This is a genomic window from Kitasatospora sp. MAA19 (assembly GCF_029894125.1).
Classification (GTDB): Bacteria; Actinomycetota; Actinomycetes; order Streptomycetales; family Streptomycetaceae; genus Kitasatospora.
This window is the reverse complement of record NZ_JARXYZ010000011.1, coordinates 223,699-250,260: the sequence shown is the minus strand read 5'-3', so window position 1 is coordinate 250,260 and position 26,562 is coordinate 223,699. Positions and strand designations below refer to the sequence as shown.

The following is a 26,562-nucleotide window of genomic DNA, read 5'->3' as shown; positions in this document are numbered from 1 at the left end:
GTGCTGAGCTCGACCACCCGCCGTCGGCGCCGGGCGGCCGCGTACGCGATGCTGACCCGTCAGCTGCGGCGTCCGGCGCGCCGGGTGACGGTGCTGTACCGCCGGTCGATCCAGCTGCGGGTGGTGGCGGTCTCGCTGCTCGCGTCCATCGCGGTCGTCCTGGTGCTCGGCGTGGTCGTGATGGCGCAGGTGCGCACCGGCCTGCTCGACACCAAGATGGCGGCCGCCCGCGAGCAGGCCCGGATCGGCTTCCAGGCCGAGCTGAAGAAGATCGACGAGGCGAAGGACCAGCGGCTGCGGGTCGGTGGCACGCCCGACCCCACCACCGAGGAGACCGGCACCTGGCTGCTGCGGCAGGTCAACGACCTGGCCGCGAGCGGGCAGACCGTCTACTCGGTGATCGCGATGGCCTCCGGCACCGACGCCATCGTCCCGGAGACCGGCTTCGCGCCGCGCTACTCGGGCGACATCCTGCCCAGCAGCGTCCCGGACAGCCTGCGGGAGAAGGTCTACGCCGATCCCGGCCAGATGTTCGACCAGCCGGCCCGGATCCACCGGGTCGACGACCGGAGCGAGCCCGGGCTGGCCCTGGGCATGCAGTTCGTCGGCCCGGCCGGGAACACCTACCAGATGTTCTACGTGTTCTCGTTCGGCCAGGAGACCGACACCCTCAACCTGATCACCGGCACCCTGGCGACCGCCGGCGTGTTCGTGGTGATCCTGATGGGCGGCATCGCCTGGGTCGTGGTGCGCCAGGTGGTCACCCCGGTCCGGATGGCCGCCGGCATCTCCGAGCGGCTCGCCGACGGGCACCTGGAAGAGCGGATGAAGGTCACCGGCACGGACGACATCGCCCGCCTCGGCGAGTCGTTCAACCGGATGGCCAACGCCCTGCAGGCGCAGATCCGCCAGCTGGAGGAGCTCTCCCGGGTGCAGCGGCGCTTCGTCTCGGACGTCTCGCACGAGCTGCGCACCCCGCTGACCACCGTCCGGATGGCCGCGGACCTCATCTACGACAGCCGCGAGGACCTGGACCCGATGGCGGCCCGCTCGGCGGAGCTGCTGCAGGGCCAGCTGGACCGCTTCGAGTCGCTGCTCGCCGACCTGCTGGAGATCAGCCGCTTCGACGCCGGCGCCGCGATCCTGGACGGCGAGCCGGTCGACCTGCGCGAGATCGTCGCCCGGGTGGTGGAGGCCGCCGACCCGCTGGCGCAGGCCAAGGGCAGCGCGGTGGTGATCCGGGGCGACGGCGAGCCGGTCGTCGCCGAGGTGGACTCCCGACGGATCGAGCGCATCCTGCGCAACCTGGTGGTCAACGCGTTGGAGCACGGCGAGGGCCGTGACGTGGTGGTCCGGCTGGGCTCGGCGGACGGCGCGGTCGCGGTCGGCGTGCGCGACTACGGCATCGGCCTCAAGCCGGGCGAGGCGTCCCGGGTGTTCCACCGCTTCTGGCGAGCCGACCCGTCCCGGGTGCGGACCACCGGCGGCACCGGCCTCGGCCTGTCCATCGCGGTCGAGGACGCGCACCTGCACGGCGGCTGGCTGCAGGCCTGGGGCGAGCCCGGTGGCGGCTCGCACTTCCGGCTCACCCTGCCGCGCACCCGCGGCGGCGAGATCAGCCGGGCGCCGTTCCGGCTGGAGCCGGAGGACTCCCGCAACAACCGGGGCCTGGGCACCTACGGCATGCCGTACCGGCGGGCGATCAGCCCGTCCGGCGCGACCGCGATGACCGCCGCCGAGGAGCCGACGGAGACGCCGGAGGGGCCGGTCAACGCCTTCGGCAGCGGGCTCGGCGGGGTGCTGAACATCGGCCCGGTGGGCAAGCGCCGGCTGCCCGAGGGGCCGCGTGCGGACCCCTCGGACGTTCGGGCGGCGGGGGCCGGGTACGGTGCCACCGGCGCCCAGGTGATGGTGGACCCGACGCGCGGACGGCCGTCGGTGGCGCAGCGGACGGCGGAGCCGGACGTGACGGGCGGGACGGACCTGGAGGGGTCGCAGCGTGCGAAGGACGAGCAGCAGGACTGAGCCGCGGTTCGTGGCGGTGGCCGGCGTGGTGCTCGGCGCCCTGGTGGCGAGCGGCTGCGCGGCCATGCCGGACTCCGGCGGCATCTCCAAGGTGGAGCTGTCGCAGGGGGCCGCCGACAAGAACCTGCAGGCCAAGGTCTACCCGGTGGCGCCGGCCAAGGGCGCCAAGCCGCGTGCCCTGCTGACCGGGTTCCTGGACGCGGTGACCGCCGACGAGGGGTACGAGACCGCGCGTCAGTACCTCACCGAGGACGCCGCCGCGCACTGGAACCCGGACGCCGGCGTCCAGGTGCTCTCCGCCGCCACCCCGAACCTCCCGGCCGGCCAGGAGGTCACCGACGCCGACACCAGGATCTCCGGGACGGTGACCGGGGCACTGGTCGCCAGGATCGACGAGCGGCACTCGTACGTCCTGGTCGGGCGGCAGGACGTCTCGTCCGACTTCACCTTCGTCCGGCAGAAGGACGGCGAGTGGCGGATCGACAAGCTGCCGGCCGGCGTGATCATGAACGAGACCAACTTCAACAACAGCTACCGCCAGGTCGACCGGTACTTCTACACCACCCCGGACCCGTCCTCGACCGCCACCGGAAGCGCCGGCCAGCAGGTGCTGGTCCCCGACCCGATCTACCTGCGGCGCCGGACGGACCCGCTGACCGCGGCCGCCAAGGCCCTGGTCGCCGGGCCCTCGACCTGGCTCGCGCCGGTCGCCCGGACCTCCTTCCCGAGCGGCGCCACCGTCGAGCGGGTGAGCGTCGACGACGGCCGGGTCGCCCATGTGCAGCTCGGCGGGGTGGACGTCAGTGAGCCGGTGTCCTGCCGGCGGATGGCGACCCAGCTCTTCTACACCCTCGCCGACCAGGGCAAGGGGCAGGTCGAGCGGCTGGAGCTGAAGGGCCAGCGCGGCACGTGCTTCGCGAGCCGCAACGACCTGCCGGCCACCGGCCCCGGCGCCCTGGCCGGGCCGCTGCCCGCGCAGCAGTACTACCAGCGGGCCGACAACGGCGTCCTGATGGTCACCGACGAGCAGCGCAGCGGCGAATCGGTGCGCGGCGCCCTCGGCAAGCCGCAGCCGGCCGGAAAGGCCCCGCTCGGCGAGATCGCCGTCAACCGGGACGGCTCCCGGGCCGCCGCGATCAGCGGGGACGGCCACCAGCTCTACTCGGTGCCGCTGGCGGACAGCCCGGTGACGATGCCCGACCCGGTGGTCACCTCGCCGGTGAAGACCGCCGGCAAGGAGGACGGGTTCGCCTCGCCCAGCTGGGACGGCCGCGGCGACCTCTGGGTGGTGGACCGCAACCCGCAGGGCCCGCGGGTGGTGATGGTCCGCGGCAACCGGGCGTACCCCGTCGCGGTCGAGGGGCTGGAGGGGCAGACCGTGCAGGCCCTGCGGATCTCCTCGGACGGCACCCGGGTCGCCCTGGTGGTCAAGACCGCGGGCGCGCCCAGCCGCTCGTTGCTGTTCGGCCTGGTGGTGCACGGCGGGACCCCGGACGCACCGACCGCGCGGATCACCGGCCTGCGCCGGGCGGCCCCCTGGCTCACCGACGTCGTCTCGGTCTCCTGGGCGGAGTCGGACCAACTGCTGGTGCTCGGCAAGGAGGCCGACCGGATCCAGCAGCTGTACTACATCAGCACCGACGGCTCGCAGAACGCCGACGCCAAGCTGCAGGGCGGGGAGAGCATGCTCACCGTCTCGGCCTCCGAGTCCCGGGGCAACGTCCTGGCCCAGGCGCCCTCGGTGCTCGCGGTGGGCAACAGCAAGATCTACCGCCTGATCGGCAGTCAGTGGCGGGAGGTCCAGTTGACGGACAAGGCCGGCTCCTTCTTCTACGCGGGCTGACGCTCCGCCGGGCCGTCCGGTGCCGGCGCCCTGTCCCGGACCGGTGCCTCAGCCGGTGCGGTGCACGGTGGCGGCGACCGTGGCGGCGGCCCGGGCGGGCAGCCCGGCGTCCGCCAGCGCCCGGGCCGCCTCGGCGAGGCTGGCGCCGGTGGTCACCAGGTCGTCCACCAGGACCGGCTGACGGCCCGCCAGGCCGCGCCGGGCGCGCGGCAGCACGGTCAGCGCGCCGTGCAGGTTGCGGCGCCGCTCGGCCGCGCCCAGCCCGGCCTGGTCGACGACCGGGCGGGCGTGCCGCAGCAGCGGCTCCGCCCGGGCGTCCAGGCCGGCCCGGCGCAGCGCGCGGGCGGCGGCCCCGGCCAGCCGCAGCGTCGGGTCGTGGCCGCGGGCGCGGACGGCGGCGCGGGCCGAGGGCATCGGGACCAGCAGCAGCGGCGCGGACCCGGCGCGCGGCCCCAGGGCGGAGCGGACGGCCCGGCCGAGCGCCTCGCCGAGCGGGCCGGCCAATCGCAGCGCGCCGCGCTCCTTGTGGGCGAGCAGCAACTGCCGGACGGGGTCGGCGTACGGGGCGGCGGCGTGCGCCCAGGGCAGCAGGGTGGGGCCGGGCCGGGCGGCGGCCAGGGCGTGCCGGCAGGCCGGGCAGAGCTGGGTCCGTTCGGTGCCGCAGCCGGCGCAGCGGGCGGGGAGCAGGACGTCCAGCAGCCCGGCCAGTGCGTGGCCGAACGGCCCTTGGGCGGACGGCGGACGGACGGGGGTGGGGGAGGGCGGCACGGCTGCTCCTGGCGGCGGCAGGCACGGAGAGTGAGCAAAGGATGCGCCGTACGGGGGGTGTTGTCCAGGTATTTACCCATGCTTCACTCGCAGGAGGGTAGAGAGGGTGGAACAGCTTGACCGCCCTGCCCGCAGTATCGGGTCATACCCGTGGCCTCGCCCGGGGAGGCGAAAAGCCCGTGTGAGGTGTTCGATAAGCCCACAGGGGGTTTCAACCGTCCCTGGTGGGGAGGAAGTGAGGTGAGGGCCAGTCGTTTCCCGCCGCTGGCGGCGGGGGCGGGGGGCCGGCAGTGGATGGGCTGGTCCAGCTGGGTCTCAGTCCGGTCCGGTAGCACCCGGATCGGCGTCAGCACGAGGGATCGGAGTTCTGCGTGGACATCGTCGTCAAGGGCCGCAAGACCGAGGTGCCCAAGAGGTTCCGCGAGCACGTGGCCGAGAAGCTGGAGAAGGTCCAGAAGTTCGACGGCAAGGTGATCAGCCTCGACGTCGAGGTGTCCAAGGAGCACAACCCGCGGCAGGCCGACCGGTCCGAGCGGGTGGAGATCACTCTCCGTACCCGCGGGCCGGTGATCCGGGCCGAAGCCGCCGCCGGCGACCCGTACGCGGCGCTCGACCTGGCCTCGGCGAAGCTCGACGCGCAGCTGCGCAAGTCCGCAGACCGGCGCCGGGTGCACAAGGGCGGCAACGGCGGCCGCACCCCCATCAGCGTCGCCGAGGCGACCGCGGCGCTGGCTGCGCTGCCGGACACGACGGCGCCGGAGGGCGAGACCAACGGGGCCGTCCGCAAGACCATGATGGGATCCCTGGAAGTGGAGGGCGAAGGCCCGCTGGTGGTCCGGGAGAAGACCCACCCGGCCGCCCCGATGGCGCTGGACCAGGCGCTCTACGAGATGGAACTGGTCGGCCACGACTTCTACCTCTTCGTCGAGAAGGACAGCGGCCTGCCGAGCGTCGTCTACCGTCGTCACGGCTACCACTACGGCGTCATCCACCTGCAGACCGACGCGTCGGCCGGCTCGGGTAGTGGTGCGGGCGGGGCGATCGGCGCGAACGACGACGAGGACTGACCGTCCGAGCAATGTGGGAGAGGTGACCCCGGCGGCCGTGGCTGCCGGGGTCACCGGCGTTTCGGGGCAGGGCGACTCGAACGGAGGTCGAGGGCCGGCCCGAGGGGTCACCCGAAGCGGGACAATCGGCGCCGGAGCGTGACCTTGAGGGCTGCGGGGCGTGGAATGATTGGCGCACGACGTCCCGCGAAGGGGGAGGAGCGGATGGGGGATCACTTCGGGCTGGGGCCCGCTACGGGGCCGGTCACCGGACTGTCACCAGGACCGGAGGAGGAACCCGCGTACGCGCCGCACCGGGGTGAGCCGATCCGCGTGCTGGTCGTGGACGACCACGCGCTGTTCCGCCGGGGGCTGGAGATCGTGCTCGCGGAGGAGCCGGACATCAAGGTCGTCGGCGAGGCCGGCGACGGTGCCGAGGCCGTGCTGAAGGCCGCCGACCTGCTGCCCGACATCATCCTGATGGATGTCCGGATGCCGCGTCGCAGCGGGATCGAGGCGTGCACCGCGATCAAGGACGTGGCGCCCAGCACCAAGATCATCATGCTGACGATAAGCGACGAGGAGGCCGACCTCTACGAGGCGATCAAGGCGGGGGCCACCGGCTACCTGCTCAAGGAGATCTCCACCGACGAGGTCGCCACCGCGATCCGAGCGGTGGCCGACGGGCAGTCCCAGATCAGCCCGTCGATGGCGTCCAAGCTGCTCACCGAGTTCAAGTCGATGATCCAGCGCCGTTCCGACGACCGGGACCTGGTGCCCGCACCCCGACTCACCGACCGGGAGTTGGAGGTGCTGAAGCTGGTGGCGACCGGGATGAACAACCGGGAGATCGCCAAGGAGCTGTTCATCAGCGAGAACACCGTGAAGAACCACGTGCGCAACATCCTGGAGAAGCTCCAACTGCACTCCAGGATGGAGGCGGTGGTGTACGCGATGCGCGAGAAGATCCTCGAAATAGGGTGACCGGGGCGGCGCCCGGATTTCAGGGAGTGTCCGTCGGACACCCCCTAGCCTGCGAGGAGTTTCTCCAGGGCCGGGCGCAGCCGCTCATCGTGCAGGGCCTCGATCCGGACGTCGTCGCAGCCGACCCAGGCGGCCGCCTCGCGCAGGGCCGCCGCGAGCGCCTCGACATGCCGGGTGGAGTCCAGCGAGACCTGACGGGCCACCAGGGTGCGCCCCTCCCGGGCCGGGTCGACCCGGCCCACCAGCCGGCCGCCGGCCAGCAGCGGCATCGCGAAGTAGCCGTGCACCCGCTTGTGCTTGGGCGTGTAGGCCTCCAGCCGGTGCGTCATGCCGAAGATCCGCTCGGTGCGCGCACGGTCCCAGACCAGAGAGTCGAACGGCGAGAGCAGCGTGGTGCGGTGGCGCCCGCGCGGGGCGGCGGCCAGCGCGGCCGGGTCGGCCCAGGCCGGGGCCGGGGCGTCGTCCGGGCCCCAGCCGGCCACCTCGACCGGGACGAGCCCGCAGTCCGCGAGCACCGGGTCCAACTCCTCGGCGCGCAGCCGGTGGTAGTCCAGCAGATCGGTCCGGGTGGCCACGCCGAGCGCGGCTCCGGCCTGGGCGACCAGGGTGCGCACGCACTCCCGGTCGGCCAGGTCCTGCCCGAACAGTGCGTCGGGGATGGCCTGTTCGGCCAGCGCGTAGACGCGCTTCCAGCTCCGGCGCTCGGTGCAGACCACGTCGCCGAAGGCCAGCGCCCGCTCGACCGCGATCTTGGTGTCCGACCAGTCCCACCACTCGGCGGTCCTCTTGGCGCCGCCCAGCTCGGTGGAGGTCAGCGGCCCCTCGGCGCGCAGCTTGTCGAGCACGTGACGGTACGTCTCGGGCGTGACCTGGTGGCCCCAGAGGTGGCCCCGGCCGCGGTAGCGGCGGCGCCGGAACGCGAACAGCGGCCACTCCTCGACCGGCAGGATGCAGGCCGCGTGCGACCAGTACTCGAAGCTCGCGCCCGCGCCCCAGTACGCTGCCTCGACGGCCGGGCGGCCGACCGCGCCGAGCCGCGCGTACGGCACCAGCTCGTGCGAGCGGGCCAGGACCGAGATGGTGTCCAACTGGACGGCGCCCAGGTGGCGCAGCACCCCGCGCACCCCGGCCCGGCGGTCCGGCGCGCCGAGCAGGCCCTGGGCGCGGAGGGCGATCCGGCGGGCTTCGTCGGCGCTCAGGACGGTGGCGGGCGGCGGGCCGGCGGGGGAGCCGGCGGCAGGCAGGGCGGTCATGCCGGTGAGGGTAGCCCGGGGCACCGACAACCGGCCGGGGCGCGGCGCCGAGGGGTCAGGGCCGCAGGTCCGGGAGGTCCGGGAGGTCCGAGGCGATCAGCGAGGCGATCCAGGCGTCGCGGAAGACGCCGCGCTGCTCGGCGTACGCGCGCAGGGTGCCCTCGAAGCGGTAGCCGACCCTCTCGGCCACCGCGCGGGAGCCCTCGTTGCCCACGTAGGCCTGCCACTCCAGGCGGCGCAGGCCGAGCCCGGCCAGGCCGTAGCGGGCGACCGCGCGGGCGGCCTCGACCGTGTAGCCGCGGCCGCGGAACTCCTTCGTCGCCCACCAGCCGACCTCGGCGGAGCCCGGGTCGCCGGGGCGCAGTACCAGGCCCTGGGAGCCGACCAGGGCGCCGGAGCTGCGCTCGAACACACACCAGATCCGGTTCTCGCCGGTGCGCCAGCCGTTCGCGGCGAGGTCGCGGACGAAGTATTCGGCGTCCGCGCGCCGGTACGGGCTCGGGACCACCGTCCAGCGCTGGATCTCCGGGTCCTGGCAGGCGGCGGAGATCGCGTCGACGTCCGATTCCTGCGGGGCCCGCAGGACGAGGCGGTCGGTGGTGAGGGTGACGGGCTCGGTACGGGGCTCTTCCATGGGCGGATTATTCCGGGGGAGGGGGAATTCCGGCATCCGATTATGGAGCCAACTCCTCGGCCGGTTGACCGGTTTGCCCCGGTGGGCGGTGCTATCGGATCAAGTGCTCGTGCGGGTGACACGGGAATACCGTGCTGACGCACCTCCCGGGGCATTGGACTCCTCGCATACGATGGCCCGTGCGGTGGGGTGGACCCCCCGTGCAGTCGTCCAGTGCCAATACAGGCAAGGAGCCCGCTCAAGTGTCCGTCTTCGACAAGATCCTGCGCGCCGGCGAAGGCAAGATCCTTCGCAAGCTGCAGCGGATTGCTGCCCAGGTCAACTCCATCGAAGAGGACTTCGTCAACCTCACCGACGCCGAGCTGCGCGCGTTGACCGACGAGTACAAGCAGCGGCTCGCGGACGGCGAGACCCTGGACGACATCCTCCCCGAGGCCTTCGCCACGGTCCGCGAGGCCGCCAAGCGCGTGCTCGGCCAGCGGCACTACGACGTCCAGCTCATGGGCGGCGCGGCGCTGCACCACGGGTACGTCGCCGAGATGCGCACCGGTGAGGGCAAGACCCTCGTCGGCACCCTGCCCGCGTACCTGAACGCGCTCACCGGCAAGGGCGTCCACCTGATCACCGTGAACGACTACCTCGCCGAGCGCGACTCGGAGTGGATGGGCCGGGTGCACCGCTTCCTCGGCCTCGAAGTCGGCGTGATCCTGGGCAACATGACGCCCGCCGAGCGCAAGCACCAGTACTCGATGGACATCACGTACGGCACGAACAACGAGTTCGGCTTCGACTACCTGCGCGACAACATGGCCTGGTCGAAGGACGAACTCGTCCAGCGCGGCCACAACTTCGCGGTCGTCGACGAGGTCGACTCGATCCTCATCGACGAGGCCCGTACCCCGCTGATCATCTCCGGCCCGGCCGACCAGGCGACCAAGTGGTACGCCGACTTCGCCAAGCTGGTGCTGCGCCTGAAGATCGACCGCGACTACGAGGTCGACGAGAAGAAGCGCACCGTCGGCATCCTGGAGGAGGGCGTCACCCGGGTCGAGGACTACCTCGGGATCGACAACCTGTACGAGTCGGTGAACACCCCGCTGGTCGGCTTCCTGAACAACGCCATCAAGGCGAAGGAGCTGTACAAGGCGGACAAGGACTACGTCGTGATGAACGGCGAGGTCATGATCGTCGACGAGCACACCGGCCGCATCCTGGCCGGCCGCCGCTACAACGAGGGCATGCACCAGGCGATCGAGGCGAAGGAGGGGGTGGAGGTCCAGAACGAGAACCAGACGCTGGCCACCATCACCCTGCAGAACTTCTTCCGGCTGTACGGCAAGCTCGCCGGCATGACCGGCACCGGCACCACCGAGGCCGCCGAGTTCCACCAGATCTACAAGCTCGGCGTGGTGCCGATCCCGACCAACAAGGACCCGCTGCGCATCGACCAGCCCGACCTGATCTACAAGTCGGAGCCGGCCAAGTTCGCCGCCGTGGTCGAGGACATCGCCGAGAAGCACGAGAAGGGCCAGCCGGTGCTGGTCGGCACCGTGTCGGTGGAGAAGTCCGAGTACCTGTCGCAGGAGCTGCGCAAGCGCGGCATCCCGCACGAGGTGCTGAACGCCAAGCACCACGAGCGCGAGGCGCAGATCGTCGCGCAGGCGGGCCGCAAGGGCGCAGTGACCGTCGCCACCAACATGGCCGGCCGCGGTACCGACATCATGCTCGGCGGCAACTCCGACCACCTCGCGGCGGCCGAGCTGGCGCAGCGCGGGCTCACGCCGACCGAGACCCCGGAGGAGTACGAGGCCGCGTTCCCGGCCGCGCTGGAGAAGGCCAAGGCCTCGGTCAAGGCGGAGCAGGACGAGGTCAAGGAGGCCGGCGGCCTCTACGTCCTCGGCACCGAGCGGCACGAGTCCCGCCGGATCGACAACCAGCTGCGCGGCCGCTCCGGCCGTCAGGGCGACCCGGGCGAGTCCCGCTTCTACCTGTCGCTGGGTGACGACCTGATGCGCCTGTTCAAGGCCGGCATGGTCGAGCGCGTGCTGTCGATGGCCAACGTGCCCGAGGACGTGCCGATCGAGTCCAAGATGGTCACCCGGGCGATCGCCTCCGCGCAGACCCAGGTCGAGCAGCAGAACTTCGAGATCCGCAAGAACGTCCTCAAGTACGACGAGGTGCTGAACCGCCAGCGCGAGGTCATCTACGGCGAGCGCCGCCGCGTGCTGGAGGGCGAGGACCTGCAGGAGCAGGTCGGCCACTTCATGGACGACACCGTCGAGGCCTACGTCAGGGCGGCCACCGGCGAGGGCTTCGAGGACGACTGGGACCTGGAGAAGCTCTGGACGGCGCTCAAGCAGCTCTACCCGATCACCCTGGATCTGGAGGAGCTGGAGGAGGAGGCCGGCGGCTCCGCCGGGATGACCTCCGAGTTCCTGATCAAGGTCGTCCAGGAGGACATCCAGGCCCAGTACGGTGCCCGCGAGGACCAGCTCGGCTCCGAGATCATGCGTGAGCTGGAGCGCCGGGTCGTGCTGTCGGTGCTGGACCGCCGCTGGCGCGAGCACCTCTACGAGATGGACTACCTCCAGGAGGGCATCGGCCTGCGGGCCATGGCGCAGCGCGACCCGCTGGTCGAGTACCAGCGCGAGGGCTTCGACATGTTCACCGCGATGATGGAGGGCATCAAGGAGGAGTCCGTCGGCTACCTGTTCAACCTGGAGGTCCAGGTCGAGCAGCAGGTCGAGGAGGTCCCGGTCGAGGACGCCCAGGTGGTGCTCGACAAGCTGGAGAAGGACGCCGCCCGCCCGGAGATCAAGGCCAAGGGCCTGGAGGCCCCGAAGCCGCAGCGGCTGCACTACACGGCCCCCTCGGACGAGGTCGGCGGCGGTGTCATCGAGGGCGACTTCGAGGACCTCGCGCCGGAGGACGAGGGCGACGGGCTGACCCGCGCCGAGCGGCGCAAGGCCGCCAAGTCGGCCAAGGGCCGCCGCCGCAAGGGCTGAGCAGGCCGCAGGACGCCGCACAGGGCGCCGCTCCCGGACGGGGGCGGCGCCCTGTGCCGTCCCGTGCGTCCCGTGCCGCCGCGTGGCCGTGGTGGCCGTCCTGGTGGTGCCGGAGGTCCTGGTCGGGCGGACCGCGATGGCCGGGCTGGTCATCGGGCCTCCACGGCGGTGCACTGCCACTGCCCGGCCGTCCCGCGCTGCTCCAGCCGGAAGGCCACCATGTGGTGCCGCCGGCCGAGGTCGACCCGGACGCAGGCCTCGACCGCGTCGGGCGAGGGCGACCGGTCGTGGACCGGGCCGAGCCGGGGCCGGTCGGCGACGCCGCCGCGGCGCAGCGCGCCGGCCCGGACCAGGGAGGCGAGCTGCCCGTAGCCGTCCAGACTGGTGTGCCGCATCAGCTGGCCGGAGGGCCGGGCGCCGGTGAGCACCTCGACCAGCTGGTGGGCGAAGCGGGAGGCCAGCGCCCCGGGGTCGTGGCCGCCCGCGCCCGTACAGGTGGCACGGGGGTGGCGCGGTCGGCGCCCGGCCGGGTGCCGACCTGCCGGGTGGTGGGCGACCGGGTGGTGGGCGGTCGGGGGCTGGCCGGCGGCGGTGCGCGGCCGACGGTGCGGGCGGGCGGTGAGCGGTGCGGTCACGGAGGCTCCTCGGCGTGGTGGTGCGGGTACGGACGGGTCCTTGCTAGCGGTGCTCCGCGCGGGGCGGCAAGGGCTTTTGCGAGTACCCCCGGACCAGCCGGAAGGTTCACCTATCCGGGTGAACAGGTCAGTGCGGTGACGGGTCCGTCGCGCCACCGCGCGGCGCCCGGTTGACGTGCGCGGACGGGTCGTACGGTCCGAAAGAGGACGGTCCGATGCGCCGGACCGGGTGTCCTGCGGCGCCGCCCCCGTTGCGTAGCCCGGCCGTCCGCGCGCACCATCGGATCCTGATCGGGAACTGCGGGGAGCGGGCCAGCCGCCCCCACCACGACGGGCGGCCGCCATGACGACACGGTTAGCTGCGGTGCCGGCCCCGGCGGCCGCGGGCACCGCCCCGCCCGCCGGGGAGGCGCCGCGGCGCGGGCTGGTGCTGGGCGGCGGCGGGATGCTCGGCGCGGCCTGGACGGTCGGCGCGCTGTGCGCCGTCGAGGAGGCCACCGGCTGGCGGCCGGGCGGCGCCGACGTGCTGCTCGGCACCTCGGCGGGCTCGATCCTCGGCGCGATGCTGGTCGGCGGGGTCCGCGTCGAGCAGCTGCGCGACCACCAGCGCGGCCTGCCGGTCACCGACGGCCCGCTGGCCGGAGTGGCCTTCGACTACGACACGGCCGCCGGCGGCGCGTTGCCGTCCCGACCCCGGGCCGGCATCGGCTCGCCCGGCCTGCTGCGGGACGCCGTCCGGCACCCGCGCGAGTACCCGCTGCTGACCATGGTGTCGGCGATGGCGCCGCACGGCCGGGGTTCGCTGGCCCCGGTCGGCGAGCTGGTGCGCGGCCTGCTCGGCCCGGGCGGTTGGCCGCTCCCGGACGCGGACGGTGGCGCCGGGGCCGCGGCGCTGCGGGTGGCGGCGGTGGACTACCGCAACGGCCACCGGGTGGTCTTCGGCGACCCGGACGCCCCGGTGGTCGCGGTCGCCGACGCGGTGATGGCCTCCTGCGCGATCCCGGGCTGGTTCGCCCCGGTGCGGCTGAACGGCTCGGCGTACGTGGACGGCGGCTGCTGGTCCGCCACCAACGCCGACCTGCTGCTCGGCCGCGGTCTGGACGAGGTGTACGTGCTCGCCCCGATGGCCCTGCGGCTGCGCCCGCGCGCCGACCGTACCGACGGAGCCGACGGAGCCGGCGGCACCGCCCGCGGCACCCTGGCCGGGCTGCGCGAGTGGCGCGCCGACCGGGACCGCCCACGCGGCGTCCTGGCCCAGCTGGTCAGCCGCTACCGCCGCGCCGTCACCCGGCAGCTGCTGCGCGAGGCCGCGCTGCTGCGGGCCGAAGGCGTCCGGGTGCGGCTGCTCGCGCCGACGCCGGCCGACCTCGCCGTGATGGGCCCGAACATGATGGACCCGGCCCGCCGCGACACGGTGCTGGAGAGCGCCCTGCGGAGCAGCCGGGAGGCCCTGCGGGCCGCCCGGTGAGCAGGGCCGAGGTGATCACGCCCGGCCCGGCGGCGCTTATTCTGGGGGCGCTGGAAGCGGAGCCGCTGGACAAACCCCCGCTGGACGAACCCCCGCAGGACGAACCGGAGAGTGCCACCGATGCGCGTGTACGTGCCCACCACCCTGAACGGCCTGGCGGCGGCGCACCCGGGTGGTGCCCTGGAGCAGTCCGCGGCCTACGCCGTGACGCCCGCACTGCGCGAGTGGTACGTCAGTGACGACCTGGAGGAGCTGGAGTACGCGGCGCTGAACCGGGCCGCGCAGTCCTCCCTGCGGTTGCTGGCCGCCGACCCGGATGCCCCGCGCCGCCGGGTCGTGGTGGCCCTGGACGTGGCCGACTCCGCCGTCCGGCCCTTCCCCGGCGACGAGTACCAGGACCAGGCCTCGCTCGGCCGCGTGGTGCTGGCCGACCCGGTGCGGCTCGCCAAGGCCGCGGCGGTGCACGCGGACGTCGCCGACGGCGAGGTGGTCGAGGACGTCGCGGCGGCGGTGGCGGCGGTGGCCGCGGCCGACGCGGGTGACCAGGACGCCCAGTTCACCGTGGACGGCGCCGAGGACCACGACCTGCTCTGGTTCGCCACCCAGGAGATCCCCGGCCTGCTGGCCTGACCGCCTGCTGGCCTGACCGCCTGACCGCCTGACCGCCTGGCAGTGGGCGAGGCGCGCGGGTGAGCCCCGTCCTACCGGCGTGTCGGTGGTCGGGGCTACCGTTCCCCGCGTGCGTACTCACATCGTTTGGGACTGGAACGGCACGCTCTTCCACGACATGGAGGCGGTGCTCGGCGCGAGCAACGCCGCGTTCGCGACCATCGGCGTCGGGCCGATGACCATGCAGGAATACCGCGAGCAGTACGAGATCCCGATCCCCCGGTTCTACCGGCGGCTGCTCGGCAGGACGCCGTCCGAGGAGGAGTGGCTGCGGCTGGACGACGCCTTCCACGACCGCTACCGGGAGCTGAGCCCGGCCTGCGGGCTGACGGACGGCGCGCGCGAGCTGCTGGACGGCTGGCGGGAGGCCGGGCACAGCCAGTCGCTGCTGTCGATGTACGAGCACGAGAAGCTGCTGCCGCTGGTCGACACCTTCGGCCTGACCGGCAGCTTCCTGCGGGTGGACGGCCGCAGCGGCCCGTCCGGCGGCCAGAAGGCGGAGCACCTGACCCGGCACCTGGCCGCGCTCGGCGAGCGGGTGGACCCGGCCCGGACGGTGCTGATCGGCGACGCCGCGGACGACGCCCTGGCGGCGCTGAGCGCGGGTGCGCACGCGGTGCTCTACGCCGGCGGCTCGCACACCCGGGAGAAGCTGGAGCCGCTCGGCGTGCCGGTGGTGGACAGCCTGGCCGAGGCGGTCGAGCTGGCCGGGCGGCTGGGGCGGCCCTGACCGGCCCCGGTGGGCGTGGCGGGCGCCACGTCCGCCGTCCGCGTGTCTGAACGGGCGGATCGCGCGGTCGCTGGTCAGGCTGGACTAGGGCTTGTCCTGGGGCCTGTCGGGTGGATCAGGACGGGCCCTGCCACCGAGCAGCCAGCAGGACGGAGCCGCCATGCCGATCGACGCAGTCACCGAGGTACCCCACCCGGCCAACGAACCGGTGCAGGGGTACGCGCCCGGCAGTCCGGAGCGGGACCGGCTGGTCCGGCGGCTGGACGAGCTGGCGGCCGAGCAGATCCCGCTGCCGATGACCATCGGCGGCGAGCAGCGGTTCGGCGGCGGTGAGCGGATCGAGGTCGTCCAGCCGCACCACCACGCCGCCAAGCTGGGGGTGCTCGGCAACGCCACCCGGGAGGACGCCCGCGCGGCGGTGGACTCGGCGCTCGCCGCGGGCCGGCAGTGGCGGTCGCTGTCCTTCGACGACCGGGCGGCGGTCTTCCTGCGCGCCGCCGACCTGCTGGCCGGGCCCTGGCGGGAGACCCTCAACGCGGCCACCATGCTGGGCCAGTCCAAGACCGCGCAGCAGGCCGAGATCGACTCCGCCTGCGAGCTGATCGACTTCTGGCGGTTCAACGTCCACTTCGCCCGGCAGATCCTGGCCGAGCAGCCGATCTCCTCACCTGGCGTCTGGAACCGGGTGGACCACCGCCCGCTGGAAGGTTTCGTCTACGCGGTCACGCCGTTCAACTTCACCGCGATCGCCGGCAACCTGCCCACCGCGCCCGCGCTGATGGGCAACACCGTGGTCTGGAAGCCCGCGCCGACCCAGACCCTGGCCGCGTACCACCTGATGCGGCTGCTGGAGGCGGCCGGCCTGCCGCCCGGGGTGGTCAACCTGGTCACCGGCGACGGCCTCCAGCTCTCCGCGGTCGCCCTCGCCGACCCGGCGCTCGCCGGGCTGCACTTCACCGGCTCCACCGCCACCTTCCAGTCGCTCTGGCAGACCATCGGCGCCAACATCGGCGGCTACCGGACGTACCCGCGGATCGTCGGCGAGACCGGCGGCAAGGACTTCCTGCTGGCCCACCGCTCGGCAGACCCGGCGATCCTGAAGACGGCGCTGGTCCGCGGCGCCTTCGAGTACCAGGGTCAGAAGTGCTCGGCGCTCTCCCGCGCCTACCTGCCCCGCAGCCTCTGGCAGAAGATCAAGGACGAGCTGCTGGCCGAGGTGGACGCGCTCACGGTGGGCGACGTCACGGACCTCTCCAACTTCATGGGCGCCCTGATCGACCGCCGCGCCTTCGAGAAGAACCGGGACGCCATCGAGCGGGCCAAGGCCGATCCGACGATCGAGCTGGCGGCGGGCGGCCAGTACGACGACGCGATCGGCTGGTTCGTCCGGCCGACCGTGCTGGTCTCCTCCGACTACCGCAACGAGATCTTCCGGACGGAGTACTTCGGTCCGATCCTGGCCGTCCACGTCTACGAGGACGCCCGCTGGGAGGACGTGCTGCGCCGGGTCGACTCCGGTGCGCCGTACGGCCTGACCGGTTCGGTGATCGCGCAGGATCGTTACGCCATCGCCCAGGCGGTCGAGGAGCTGCGCTTCACCGCGGGGAACTTCTACATCAACGACAAGCCGACCGGTGCGGTCGTCGGCCAGCAGCCCTTCGGGGGCGGCCGGGCCTCCGGGACCAACGACAAGGCGGGTGCCGCTACGAACCTCCTGCGCTGGACCTCGGCCCGCGCGATCAAGGAGACCTTCGTGCCGTCGACCCACCACGGTTACCCGCATATGGGCTGAGAGTGAACCTGACGCTCCGGTTTGGACATGGTGTCCAGGACGGACCGATCATCCTGCGAGTTTGCGCCTCCCTGTCCCTGTCCACCTTCGATTGATCCGGTTAGGCTGGCTGGCGTCGTCGGGTGGCTCCGCAGGACGAAACGTCCTACCCACTGCTGAGGAATTTCATGCGCGCCATGAAGCCTTTTCAGTCGGAAGGTGCGGCAGGATTGCGAGTGACCCGTCGGTGTTCATCCACACACCACCGAGTCACGCAACGGCGCGCGACAGGAGCCAAGAAGTCATGCAGACCAAGCTGGACGCAGCCAAGGCCGAACTGCTCAAGAAGGCAGCCGCAGCCGCTGAGAACAGCCAGGTGGGGGGAGCGGCGCCGGGGGAAGGCCTGAGCAACGGCGCTCTGACCGCGTACCTGCACCACTACTACCTCCACACCGCGCCCGAGGACCTGGTCGACCGCGACCCGGTCGACGTGTACGGGGCGGCGGCCTCCCACTACCGGCTGGGCCTCAAGCGCCCGCAGGGCACCGCCGAGGTGCGGGTGTACACCCCCTCGGTGGAGGAGAACGGCTGGTCCTGCGGCCACACCGTGGTCGAGGTCGTCACCGACGACATGCCCTTCCTGGTCGACTCCGTCACCAACGAGCTGTCCCGCCAGGACCGCGCGATCCACATCGTGATCCACCCCCAGCTGCTCGTCCGCCGTGACATCACCGGCAAGCTGCTGGAGATCCTGGACGTCGACGCCTGCTCCCGCAGCCAGGCCGCCGGTGCCGAGTGGCCCGCCGACGCGACCGTCGAGTCGTGGATGCACATCGAGATCGACCGCGAGACCGACCGCGAGGACCTGCGCGGCATCGAGACCGACCTGCGCCGGGTGCTCGGCGACGTCCGCGAGGTCGTCGAGGACTGGGGCAAGATGCGCGAGAGCGCGCTGCGCCTGGCCGACGAGCTGGCCGAGGAGCCCCCGGCGGGCCTGCCCGAGCAGGAGGTCGGCGAGGCCTGGGAGCTGATGCGCTGGCTCGCCGACAACCACTTCACCTTCCTCGGCTACCGCGAGTACGACCTGGTCGAGCACGAGGGCGAGGAGGTCCTGAAGGCCGTCGCCGGGACCGGCCTGGGCATCCTGCGCTCCGACCCGCGCGGCCACGACGACGACCACCACGCGGTCAGCGAGGCCTTCGGCCGGCTCTCCGCGCCGGTCCGCGCCAAGGCCCACGAGAAGAAGCTGCTCGTCCTGACCAAGGCCAACAGCCGCTCCACCGTGCACCGTCCGGCCTACCTGGACTACGTCGGCGTCAAGAAGTTCAACGCCGCCGGCGAGCCGACCGGCGAGCGCCGCTTCCTGGGCCTGTTCTCCTCCGCCGCGTACACCGAGTCGGTCACCCGGATCCCGGTCGTGCGCCGCAAGGTCCAGGAGGTGCTGGACGGCTCCGGCTTCTCCAGCGAGAGCCACGACGGCCGCGACCTGCTGCAGATCATGGAGACCTTCCCGCGGGACGAGATGTTCCAGACCGCGGCCGCCGACCTGATCTCCATCGCCACCAGCGTGCTCTACCTGCAGGAGCGCCGTAAGCTGCGGCTCTTCCTGCGCCAGGACGAGTACGGGCGCTACTTCTCCGCGTTCATCTACCTGCCGCGCGACCGCTACACCACCCGGATCCGGCTGCTGCTCACCGACATCCTCAAGGAGGAGCTGCACGGCGCCACCATCGACTACACGGTGTACGCCACCGAGTCGGTGCTGACCCGTCTGCACTTCGTCGTCCGGGTCGCCCCCGGCACCGCGCTGCCGCGACTCACCGACTCCGACATCGAGCGGATCGAGAACCGCCTGGCCGAGGCCGCCCGGTTCTGGATGGACGGCTTCCACGACCAGCTGCACATCGAGCTGGGCGAGGAGAAGTCCGCCGAGCTCGGCCACAAGTACGCCAACGCCTTCCCCGACGGCTACCGCGCCGACTTCCCGCCGCGCACCGCCGTCTCCGACATCAAGCAGATCGAGTCGCTGCACGGCGAGGGCGACTTCCGCCTCAACCTGTACCAGCCGGTCGGCGCCGGGGACGACGAGCGCCGCTTCAAGATCTACCGGGTCGGCGGCCCGATCTCGCTCACCGAGGTCCTGCCGGTGCTCCAGCGCCTGGGCGTCGAGGTGCTCGACGAGCACCCGTACGCGCTGCGCCGCTCCGACGGCACCACCGCGTGGGTGTACGACTTCGGCCTGAAGCTGCGCGAGGCCACCGAGCTCACCGACGAGGCCCGCGAGCGCTTCCAGGAGACCTTCGCCGCCACCTGGACCGGCAAGGCCGAGAACGACCGCTTCAACGAGCTGGTCCTCACCGCCGGGCTGACCTGGCGGCAGGCGATGATGCTGCGCGCGTACGCCAAGTACCTGCGCCAGGCGGGCTCCACGTTCTCCCAGGACTACATGGAGGACGCGCTCCGCAACAACACCCACACCACCCGCCTGCTGGTCAACCTGTTCGAGGCCCGGCTCAGCCCGAGCCACCGTTCGGGCGCCCTGGAGCTGACCGAGGGCATGCTGGAGGAGCTGGCCGGCGCGCTCGACGAGGTCGTGTCGCTGGACGAGGACCGCATCCTGCGCTCCTTCCTGCACCTCATCAGGGCCACCCTGCGGACCAACTTCTTCCAGCACGACGGCACCGGCGCGTGGCACTCCTACGTGTCGATGAAGTTCGACCCGAAGGCCATTCCGGACCTGCCGGCCCCGCGCCCCGCGTTCGAGATCTGGGTCTACTCGCCGCAGGTCGAGGGCGTGCACCTGCGCTTCGGCAAGGTCGCCCGCGGCGGTCTGCGCTGGTCCGACCGGCGCGAGGACTTCCGCACCGAGATCCTCGGCCTGGTCAAGGCCCAGATGGTCAAGAACACCGTCATCGTGCCGGTCGGCGCCAAGGGCGGATTCGTCGCCAAGCAGCTGCCGGACCCGTCGGTCGACCGGGACGCCTGGCTGGCCGAGGGTGTCTCCTCGTACAAGACGTTCATCTCCGCGCTGCTCGACATCACCGACAACCTGGTCGGCGGCGAGGTCGTGCACCCGGCCGACGTGGTCCGCCACGACGCGGACGACACCTACCTCGTCGTCGCCGCGGACAAGGGCACCGCGACCTTCTCCGACATCGCCAACGGCGTCGCCGAGTCGTACGGCTTCTGGCTGGGCGACGCGTTCGCCTCGGGCGGCTCGGCCGGCTACGACCACAAGGGCATGGGCATCACCGCCCGCGGCGCCTGGGAGTCGGTCAAGCGCAACTTCCGCGAGCTGGGCCACGACACCCAGACCGAGGACTTCACGGTCGTCGGCATCGGCGACATGTCCGGCGACGTGTTCGGCAACGGCATGCTGCTCAGCGAGCACATCCGCCTGGTCGCCGCCTTCGACCACCGCCACATCTTCCTCGACCCGAACCCGGACGCCGCCGCCTCCTACGCCGAGCGCCGCCGGCTCTTCGAGCTGCCCCGCAGCTCCTGGGACGACTACGACAAGTCGCTGATCTCGGCCGGCGGCGGCGTCTTCCCGCGCACCGCCAAGTCGATCCAGCTCAGCGCGCAGGTCCGGGCCGCGCTCGGTGTCCAGGTCACCCGGCTCACCCCGGCCGAGCTGATGAAGGCGATCCTGCAGGCGCCGGTCGACCTGTTCTGGAACGGCGGCATCGGCACCTACGTCAAGGCCTCCGCCGAGACCAACGCCGAGGTCGGCGACAAGGCCAACGACGCCATCCGCGTCAACGGCGACCAGGTCCGGGCCCGGGTCATCGGCGAGGGCGGCAACCTCGGTTGCACCCAGCTCGGCCGCATCGAGTACGCGGCGGTCGGCGGCCCCGAGAGCACCGGCGGCTGGATCAACACCGACGCCATCGACAACTCGGCCGGCGTGGACACCTCCGACCACGAGGTCAACATCAAGATCCTGCTCAACCAGGTCGTCGCCGAGGGCGACATGACGGTCAAGCAGCGCAACGTCCTGCTCGCCGAGATGACCGACGAGGTCGGCCACCTGGTGCTGCGCAACAACTACGCGCAGAACGTGGTGCTGGCCAACGCCGTCGCCCAGGCGCACAGCATGGTCAACGTCCACTCCCGGATGATCAACCGGCTGGAGGCGGCCGGCCAGCTCGACCGGGGGCTGGAGTTCCTGCCCACCGAGCGCCAGATCCGCGAGCGCCAGCAGAACGGCCGCGGCCTGTCGCAGCCGGAGATGTCCGTCCTGCTCGCGTACACCAAGATCACGCTGGCCGACGAGCTGCTCGCCACCTCGCTGCCCGACGACCCGTTCTTCCGCACCGCGCTGCACGAGTACTTCCCGAGCGCGCTGCGGGCCCGGTTCGCCGACGCGATCGACAACCACGCGCTGCGCCGCGAGATCATCACCACCCTGATCGTCAACGACACGATCAACCGCGGCGGTTGCACCTTCGCCTTCCGGCTGAAGGAGGAGACCGGCGCGACCTACGAGGAGATCGCCCGGACCCACACCGCCGCCCGGGCCGTGTTCGGCCTGGAGGGGATCTGGGCCGAGATCGAGGGCCTGGACAACCAGGTCCCGGCCCGGGTCCAGACCAGGATGCGGCTGCACTCGCGGCGCCTGGTCGAGCGCGCCACCCGGTGGATGCTCAACAACCGCCGCCAGCCGCTCGACATCGCCGCCACCATCGAGTTCTTCCACGACCGGGTCAAGCAGGTCTGGGGTTCGCTGCCCAAGCCGCTGCGCGGCGACGACCTGGTCTGGTACGAGTCCGTCTACAACGAGCTCGCCTCGGCGGGGGTGCCGGAGGAGCTGGCCACCCGGATCGCCGGCCTCTCCTCGACCTTCCCGACCCTGGACATCAGCGAGGTCGCGGACCGCGCCGACAAGGACGTCGCGGACGTCGCCGAGCTCTACTACGACCTCGCCGACCGCCTCCAGATCACCCACCTGCTCGACCGCATCATCGAGCTGCCCCGCACCGACCGCTGGTCGTCGATGGCCCGGGCCGCGATCCGCGAGGACCTCTTCGCGGCGCACGCGGCGCTGACCGCCGACATCCTCGCCTGCGGCCCCGACGGCGCCACCCCGGAGGAGCGCTACACCGCCTGGGCGGACCTCAACGCGACCCTCCTGAACCGCGCCAAGAGCACCCTCGACGACATAAGGGGTTCGGACAACTACGAGCTGTCCAGCCTCTCGGTCGCGATGCGGGTCATCCGCACCCTCCTGCGCACCGGTTCGATGCGCTGACGGACGGCTCCTTCCCGGCGGGCCCGCGTCCTCTCGGACGCGGGCCCGCCGTTTTGCGTGGGCGGGCCCGCGGGCGGCGGATTCCGGAGGGTGACGGGGGAATCACTCTGCGCGCGAACCGGAGGTGGCCGGAGTGTGCCCCTGCGGTTGACGCGACATCACGAACTCCGCCAATGCTCACCGGAGTTCCCGACGGGGCGCGGAATTTCGCCCCAACTGCCCTTTTTGGTAGCTGTTCTGACCTGGCATGAGTTGCAGTAGGCTGACCCCGCGATAGGCGTCGCCGCAGGTCTCGTGCCGGAAAGCACCTCGATGTGATGTGACATCAGGTGGCTTTCGGAGAGCTTCGGGCCGCCAGTCCCATTCGCGTATCGGGGCCCGGAGCGGCTCCACGCGATGCCACCTGAAGAGAGTTTCATGACGTCATTTGTGCAGGAACCCTTTTTCTGGGTCTTCATCGTGGTGATGCTCGCAGCCGTCGGAGCGGCCCTCCAAGCCCGCAGGACGAACCTCGCCCTGCGGCGGAGAAACGTTTCCCTGGAGGAGGCGAGCGCCCTGGCGCAGCGGCAGCACGACGAACTCGGCGCGCTGTACGACCGCATGCAGGGCCAGCACGCGTCCGAGCTCGCGGACGTCCGCCGGGACGCCGAGGAGGACACCAAGGCCGTCCTCAAGGCGGCGATGCGGACGCTGCAGGGCCTGGCCGACGAGCAGCAGGTCGTCATCGACAAGGTGCAGCGGAAGTACGGCGACAGCCCGCAGATCCTGGCCGACCTGATGACGGTCGACCACTCGAACAGCCAGTTCGGCCGGCGCGCCCAGGGCATCGCGGTGCTCTGCGGCGGCTGGCTGGGCCGCCGCGAGAGCGTGGCCTCGGTCTACGACGTGGTCCGCAGCGCCCAGGGCCGGATCCGGCACTTCGACCGGGTGCGGATCCACTCCCGGATCAGCGTCTCGCTCGCCAGCAAGGTCGTCGAGCCGGTCGCCGTCGTGCTGTCCGAGCTGCTCGCCAACGCGACCAACTACTCCGCCCCGGACACCCCGGTGGAGGTCAGCGTCCAGGCCGTTCCCACCGGGGTCTGCCTGATCATCGACGACGCCGGCCTCGGCATGGGCCAGGAGGAGAAGGACCGCGCGGCGGTGCTCCTGAACCCGGGTGCGCCGATCAGCCTCACCAGCCTGGGCAACCCGCCGAAGTTCGGCTTCGCCGTCTCCGGCATGCTGGCCGCCCGCTACGGCTTCCGGGTCTCCGTCGACTCGGTCTCCCCGTACGGGGGCGTGCGGGCCGTCGTGCTGCTGCCGGCCGAGCTGCTCAGCAGCGAGGTCGCCGCCCCGGTCGCCGCCGAACACGGCGACCACCAGGCCGCGCCGGCGGAGCAGCCCGCTCCGGCCTGGGCGCCGGCCTCCGGTCAGCGGCTCGTGTCGCTGCCCGAACCGGCGGCGCCCCTGGCCCCGGTGCCGGCGGCGATGGCGGAGCCGGAGACGACCGCGGACGGGCTGCTGCCCCGACGCCGTCGCCAGCGCCCGGTGTCGGTCGTCCCCTCCCCGCAGGACCCCGGTCGGGCCGAGGAGCCGGTGCGGAGCACCGGCCAGCACACGCCGTCCCGCCTCGGCGCGTTCCAGCGCGGCACGCTGTCCGGGCGTAACACCATGACCACGGAAGGAACCGAGATCCAGTGAGCCGTGATCTTTCCTGGGTGCTCAACGACGTACTCCAGGTACCCGGCGCCCGGCACGCCATCCTCGTCTCCGCCGACGGCCTCCTGCTCGAAAGGTGCAGCGAGATAGGCCGTGACGAGGCGGAGACCAACGCCGCCGCGATGAGCTCGATGCAGTCGCTGAGCCGCGCGGTCGCCCCGTTCGTCGGCGGAGGCGGCGGGGCCTGGCGCCAGACCCTCCTGGAGTACGACCACGGCTGGATCTTCCTGATCGCGGCCGGCAGCGGTGCCTACCTGGCGGCCTCCGCCGCCCCCGACGTCGACATGGAGGCGATGTCCTTCCGGATGCAGCAGCAGGTGGGCGCACTCGGACGGGCGATGTCGGCGGCGCCGCGCCAGAGCACGCTCAGCGGCTCATGACGGTCGGCGGCGAGGAACAGCGGGTCACCGGCGGGTTCATCCGCTCCTACGTCATCACCGGCGGGCGCGAGTTGCCGAGTGCGGACGACCTGTCTCTGATCACCTTGGTCACCGTCGGACCCGAGCAGGGCCTCCCCGCCCTGCCCAGCCCGGAGACCCGGGCGATCTGGGAGCTGTGCTCCGGCGGCTACCTCTCGGTGGCCGAGGTCGCGGCCCGGCTGGAGCTGCCGGTGGGGGTCGTGAGGCTGCTGCTGACGGACCTGATCCGGGAGGGACGGCTGCTGCGCCGGTCGGCCCCGCCGCCGGCCCAGGTCCCGGATCCGAGACTTCTAGAGAAGGTACTGCATGGACTTCAACGCCGGTTCGCCTGAGGACATCTACGTCCCGGGCGCGGTGACGACCGCTGTCAAGATCCTGGTCGTGGGGCACTTCGCGGTCGGCAAGACCACGCTCATCGGGGCCCTGTCGGAGATCGCCCCGCTGAGCACCGAGGAGAGCATGACGCAGGCGTCCACCCGCGTCGACGACCTCCGCGGCGTACCGGACAAGAAGACCACGACCGTCGCCCTGGACTTCGGCCGGCTGACGCTCGGCGACGACCTGGTGCTGTACCTGTTCGGCACGCCGGGGCAGCAGCGGTTCATGCAGCTCTGGGAGGACATGGCGCGGGGAGCGCTGGGAGCGCTGCTGCTGGCCGACCCGACCCGTCTCGCGGACACCTTCCCGGTCATCGACCTGATCGAGCGGTACGGCCTGGAGTACGCCGTGGCGGTCAACAGCTTCGACCGGCAGAGCGAGTACACCGAGGAGCAGCTGCGTGAGGCGCTCGACCTGCTGCCGCACACGCCGGTGGTGTTCTGCGACGCGCGGGACCAGCGCTCCTCGGCCAACGCCCTGCTGACGCTCGTCCGGCACCTGCTCGACCGCGCTTCCTGACCTCCCCCCCACGCCTCCCCCCGCTCACGTCTCCCGGGTCCGCACCCGCCCGGGGCCACCTCCAAGGAACGACCCATGGATTCTCCGCAGCGACCCGCCCCGCAGTCGCCTCCGCCGGGCTGCCCGATGCACGTCGGCGTGAGCACACCGCTCTACGGGGAAATGTTCTCGTCCGACCCCGGCGCGGTCTACGACAAGCTGCGCGCCAACGGTCCCGCCGCGCCGGTGGAGCTGGCCCCGGGCGTGGAGGCCACCCTGGTCACCTCGCACGAGGCCGCTCTGCGGGTGCTGCAGAACCCGGGGATGTTCGCCCGGGACTCGCGGCGCTGGGCGGCGCTGAACGAAGGGCGGGTGCCGTTGGACAGTCCCGTCCTGCCGATGATGTTCTACCGGCCCAACTGCCTCTTCACGGACGGCGCCGAGCACCTGCGGCTGCGCAAGGCCGTCACCGAGAGCCTGGAGCGGCTCAACGACAACCGGCTCAACCGGCACGTCGAGCGGATCGCCGGCTACCTGATCGACCAGTTCAGTCCGCTGGGCCGGGCCGACCTGCTCAACGACTACGCCAAGCTGCTGCCGCTGCTGCTGTTCAACCAGCTGTTCGGCTGCCCGGCCGACATCGGCGACCGGCTGACCCGCAGCATGTCCGCGCTCTTCGACGGCCTCGACGTGATCCAGGCCAACGAGGACCTGACGTCCTGCCTGATGGACCTGGTCGCGCTGAAGCGCCGTCAGCCGGGCGACGACATCACCTCGTGGCTCATCCAGCACCCGGCCGGCCTGCGGGACGAAGAGCTCAAGGACCAGCTGGTCATGCTGATGGGGGCCGGCGTCGAGCCCGAGCGCAACCTGATCGGCAACGCGCTGCTCCTGCTGCTGTCCGGCGAGGGCGGCTCCGGGCTGCGCATCGAGGACGCCCTCGACGACGTGTTGTGGAACAACCCGCCGATCGCCAACTACGCGACGCACTACCCGATGCAGGACCTCGACATGGGCGGGGTCCCGATGGACGCGGGCAGCCCGGTGGTGATCAGCTTCGCCGCCGCCAACAGCGACCCCGCGCTGACGGACGCCCGGCTGACCCTCAGCAAGGGAGCCCACCTGGCCTGGGGCGCCGGCCCGCACGCGTGCCCGGCCAAGTCCCCGGCCCAGCTGATCGCCCTGAGCGCGATCGAGTGCCTGCTCAACGCCCTCCCGGACGTCACGCTCGCGGTGCCCGCGGAGCGCGTGGAGTGGCGGCCGGGCCCGTTCCAGCGCGGCCTGGTCTCGCTGCCGGTGCGGTTCACCCCGGCGCCCGCCCGTACCACGGGGCCGGGTGTGCGGACGGACCCCGCACCGGGCGGGTCGCCGGGCGGCTCCGCGGCGGCGCAGGCGCACCCGCAGGTCACCGCCCCGGAGCCGGTCCGGGCCCCGCAGAAGAAGGGGTGGTGGAGCTCCTTCCTGGACGTCTTCCGGATCTGAGACGT

Annotated in this window: 19 protein-coding genes; 15 read left to right on the top strand and 4 right to left on the bottom strand. The window is 72.2% G+C overall.

All coding sequences use genetic code 11. From position 1 onward, the window contains the following. Nucleotides 1-48: 48 nt before the first annotated feature. Both mtrB and P3T27_RS19510 read left to right on the top strand, forming a co-directional pair. The gene (mtrB, locus tag P3T27_RS19515; protein WP_280680231.1) at nt 49-2,025 is read left to right on the top strand and encodes an MtrAB system histidine kinase MtrB; all 1,977 of its coding nucleotides are present in this window, start codon (nt 49-51) and stop codon (nt 2,023-2,025) included. Next, a complete protein-coding gene (locus P3T27_RS19510) occupies nt 2,000-3,868 on the top strand; it encodes an LpqB family beta-propeller domain-containing protein (RefSeq protein ID WP_280680170.1) in 1,869 nt (622 codons plus the stop codon). Before mtrB ends, P3T27_RS19510 begins: the two co-directional genes overlap by 26 nt. Before the next feature lie 48 nt (nt 3,869-3,916). Here P3T27_RS19510 and P3T27_RS19505 read toward each other — a convergent pair whose 3' ends face one another. Continuing rightward, nucleotides 3,917-4,555: a ComF family protein gene (locus P3T27_RS19505; protein WP_280680221.1), complete on the bottom strand. Its 639-nt coding sequence runs from the start codon at nt 4,553-4,555 to the stop codon at nt 3,917-3,919. A gap of 452 nt (nt 4,556-5,007) precedes the next feature. Here P3T27_RS19505 and raiA point away from each other — a divergent pair, with 452 nt between their 5' ends. Together raiA and P3T27_RS19495 are read left to right on the top strand one after the other, a co-directional pair. Beyond that, on the top strand, nt 5,008-5,703 hold the full coding sequence (gene raiA / locus P3T27_RS19500; RefSeq protein WP_280680169.1) for a ribosome-associated translation inhibitor RaiA: 696 nt from the start codon (nt 5,008-5,010) through the stop codon (nt 5,701-5,703). 252 nt (nt 5,704-5,955) lie between these two features. Further along, nucleotides 5,956-6,666, top strand: a complete 711-nt coding sequence (locus tag P3T27_RS19495) for a response regulator transcription factor (protein ID WP_063351359.1) — start codon at nt 5,956-5,958, stop codon at nt 6,664-6,666. Between the two features lie 44 nt (nt 6,667-6,710). On the opposite strand, the gene P3T27_RS19490 is transcribed toward P3T27_RS19495, so the two are convergent. Continuing rightward, the gene (locus P3T27_RS19490; RefSeq protein WP_280680168.1) at nt 6,711-7,919 is read right to left on the bottom strand and encodes a crosslink repair DNA glycosylase YcaQ family protein; all 1,209 of its coding nucleotides are present in this window, start codon (nt 7,917-7,919) and stop codon (nt 6,711-6,713) included. A gap of 55 nt (nt 7,920-7,974) precedes the next feature. After that, on the bottom strand, nt 7,975-8,553 hold the full coding sequence (locus tag P3T27_RS19485; protein ID WP_280680167.1) for a GNAT family N-acetyltransferase: 579 nt from the start codon (nt 8,551-8,553) through the stop codon (nt 7,975-7,977). 242 nt (nt 8,554-8,795) lie between these two features. Here P3T27_RS19485 and secA point away from each other — a divergent pair, with 242 nt between their 5' ends. After that, nucleotides 8,796-11,558: a preprotein translocase subunit SecA gene (gene secA / locus P3T27_RS19480; protein WP_280680165.1), complete on the top strand. Its 2,763-nt coding sequence runs from the start codon at nt 8,796-8,798 to the stop codon at nt 11,556-11,558. Between the two features lie 149 nt (nt 11,559-11,707). Here the strand turns inward: secA and P3T27_RS19475 are convergent, their stop codons facing one another. Then, on the bottom strand, nt 11,708-12,193 hold the full coding sequence (locus tag P3T27_RS19475; protein ID WP_280680163.1) for an Rv3235 family protein: 486 nt from the start codon (nt 12,191-12,193) through the stop codon (nt 11,708-11,710). 343 nt (nt 12,194-12,536) lie between these two features. On the opposite strand from P3T27_RS19475, the gene P3T27_RS19470 reads away from it, so the two are divergent. The 10 genes from P3T27_RS19470 to P3T27_RS19425 all read left to right on the top strand — a co-directional run bounded on the left by P3T27_RS19470 (nt 12,537) and on the right by P3T27_RS19425 (nt 26,557). Further along, nucleotides 12,537-13,661: a patatin-like phospholipase family protein gene (locus P3T27_RS19470; protein WP_280680161.1), complete on the top strand. Its 1,125-nt coding sequence runs from the start codon at nt 12,537-12,539 to the stop codon at nt 13,659-13,661. A gap of 120 nt (nt 13,662-13,781) precedes the next feature. Beyond that, nucleotides 13,782-14,291 (top strand): hypothetical protein, encoded by a 510-nt coding sequence (locus P3T27_RS19465; RefSeq protein WP_280680159.1) that lies wholly within the window; start codon nt 13,782-13,784, stop codon nt 14,289-14,291. A 109-nt stretch (nt 14,292-14,400) separates the two neighbouring features. Further along, complete coding sequence (locus P3T27_RS19460) at nt 14,401-15,060, top strand: HAD family hydrolase (RefSeq protein ID WP_280680157.1); 660 nt, start codon at nt 14,401-14,403, stop codon at nt 15,058-15,060. A 166-nt stretch (nt 15,061-15,226) separates the two neighbouring features. Further along, nucleotides 15,227-16,852 carry an L-glutamate gamma-semialdehyde dehydrogenase gene (pruA, locus tag P3T27_RS19455; protein ID WP_280680219.1) on the top strand — a complete coding sequence of 542 codons (1,626 nt, stop codon included), beginning with the start codon at nt 15,227-15,229 and terminating at the stop codon, nt 16,850-16,852. A gap of 283 nt (nt 16,853-17,135) precedes the next feature. Beyond that, nucleotides 17,136-22,082 carry an NAD-glutamate dehydrogenase gene (locus P3T27_RS19450; protein ID WP_280680155.1) on the top strand — a complete coding sequence of 1,649 codons (4,947 nt, stop codon included), beginning with the start codon at nt 17,136-17,138 and terminating at the stop codon, nt 22,080-22,082. A 417-nt stretch (nt 22,083-22,499) separates the two neighbouring features. After that, complete coding sequence (locus P3T27_RS19445; protein WP_280680153.1) at nt 22,500-23,762, top strand: ATP-binding protein; 1,263 nt, start codon at nt 22,500-22,502, stop codon at nt 23,760-23,762. Beyond that, nucleotides 23,759-24,160: a roadblock/LC7 domain-containing protein gene (locus P3T27_RS19440; protein ID WP_280680151.1), complete on the top strand. Its 402-nt coding sequence runs from the start codon at nt 23,759-23,761 to the stop codon at nt 24,158-24,160. Before P3T27_RS19445 ends, P3T27_RS19440 begins: the two co-directional genes overlap by 4 nt. Then, nucleotides 24,157-24,531 carry a DUF742 domain-containing protein gene (locus tag P3T27_RS19435; protein ID WP_280680149.1) on the top strand — a complete coding sequence of 125 codons (375 nt, stop codon included), beginning with the start codon at nt 24,157-24,159 and terminating at the stop codon, nt 24,529-24,531. Before P3T27_RS19440 ends, P3T27_RS19435 begins: the two co-directional genes overlap by 4 nt. Further along, nucleotides 24,506-25,096, top strand: a complete 591-nt coding sequence (locus P3T27_RS19430) for an ATP/GTP-binding protein (RefSeq protein WP_280680147.1) — start codon at nt 24,506-24,508, stop codon at nt 25,094-25,096. Before P3T27_RS19435 ends, P3T27_RS19430 begins: the two co-directional genes overlap by 26 nt. Before the next feature lie 126 nt (nt 25,097-25,222). Beyond that, on the top strand, nt 25,223-26,557 hold the full coding sequence (locus P3T27_RS19425; RefSeq protein WP_280680217.1) for a cytochrome P450: 1,335 nt from the start codon (nt 25,223-25,225) through the stop codon (nt 26,555-26,557). The last annotated feature ends 5 nt before the right edge of the window (nt 26,558-26,562 follow it).

What these genes read in the sequence shown, in the direction of transcription:
- P3T27_RS19435 (WP_280680149.1), top strand. Translation starts at nt 24,157, where the DNA reads ATGACGGTCGGCGGCGAGGAACAGCGGGTCACCGGCGGGTTCATCCGC.
- P3T27_RS19445 (WP_280680153.1), top strand. Translation starts at nt 22,500, where the DNA reads ATGACGTCATTTGTGCAGGAACCCTTTTTCTGGGTCTTCATCGTGGTG.
- P3T27_RS19450 (WP_280680155.1), top strand. Translation starts at nt 17,136, where the DNA reads ATGCAGACCAAGCTGGACGCAGCCAAGGCCGAACTGCTCAAGAAGGCA.
- P3T27_RS19430 (WP_280680147.1), top strand. Translation starts at nt 24,506, where the DNA reads ATGGACTTCAACGCCGGTTCGCCTGAGGACATCTACGTCCCGGGCGCG.
- P3T27_RS19485 (WP_280680167.1), bottom strand. Translation starts at nt 8,553, where the DNA reads ATGGAAGAGCCCCGTACCGAGCCCGTCACCCTCACCACCGACCGCCTC.
- P3T27_RS19425 (WP_280680217.1), top strand. Translation starts at nt 25,223, where the DNA reads ATGCACGTCGGCGTGAGCACACCGCTCTACGGGGAAATGTTCTCGTCC.
- P3T27_RS19465 (WP_280680159.1), top strand. Translation starts at nt 13,782, where the DNA reads ATGCGCGTGTACGTGCCCACCACCCTGAACGGCCTGGCGGCGGCGCAC.
- P3T27_RS19470 (WP_280680161.1), top strand. Translation starts at nt 12,537, where the DNA reads ATGACGACACGGTTAGCTGCGGTGCCGGCCCCGGCGGCCGCGGGCACC.
- mtrB (WP_280680231.1), top strand. Translation starts at nt 49, where the DNA reads ATGCTGACCCGTCAGCTGCGGCGTCCGGCGCGCCGGGTGACGGTGCTG.
- P3T27_RS19490 (WP_280680168.1), bottom strand. Translation starts at nt 7,919, where the DNA reads ATGACCGCCCTGCCTGCCGCCGGCTCCCCCGCCGGCCCGCCGCCCGCC.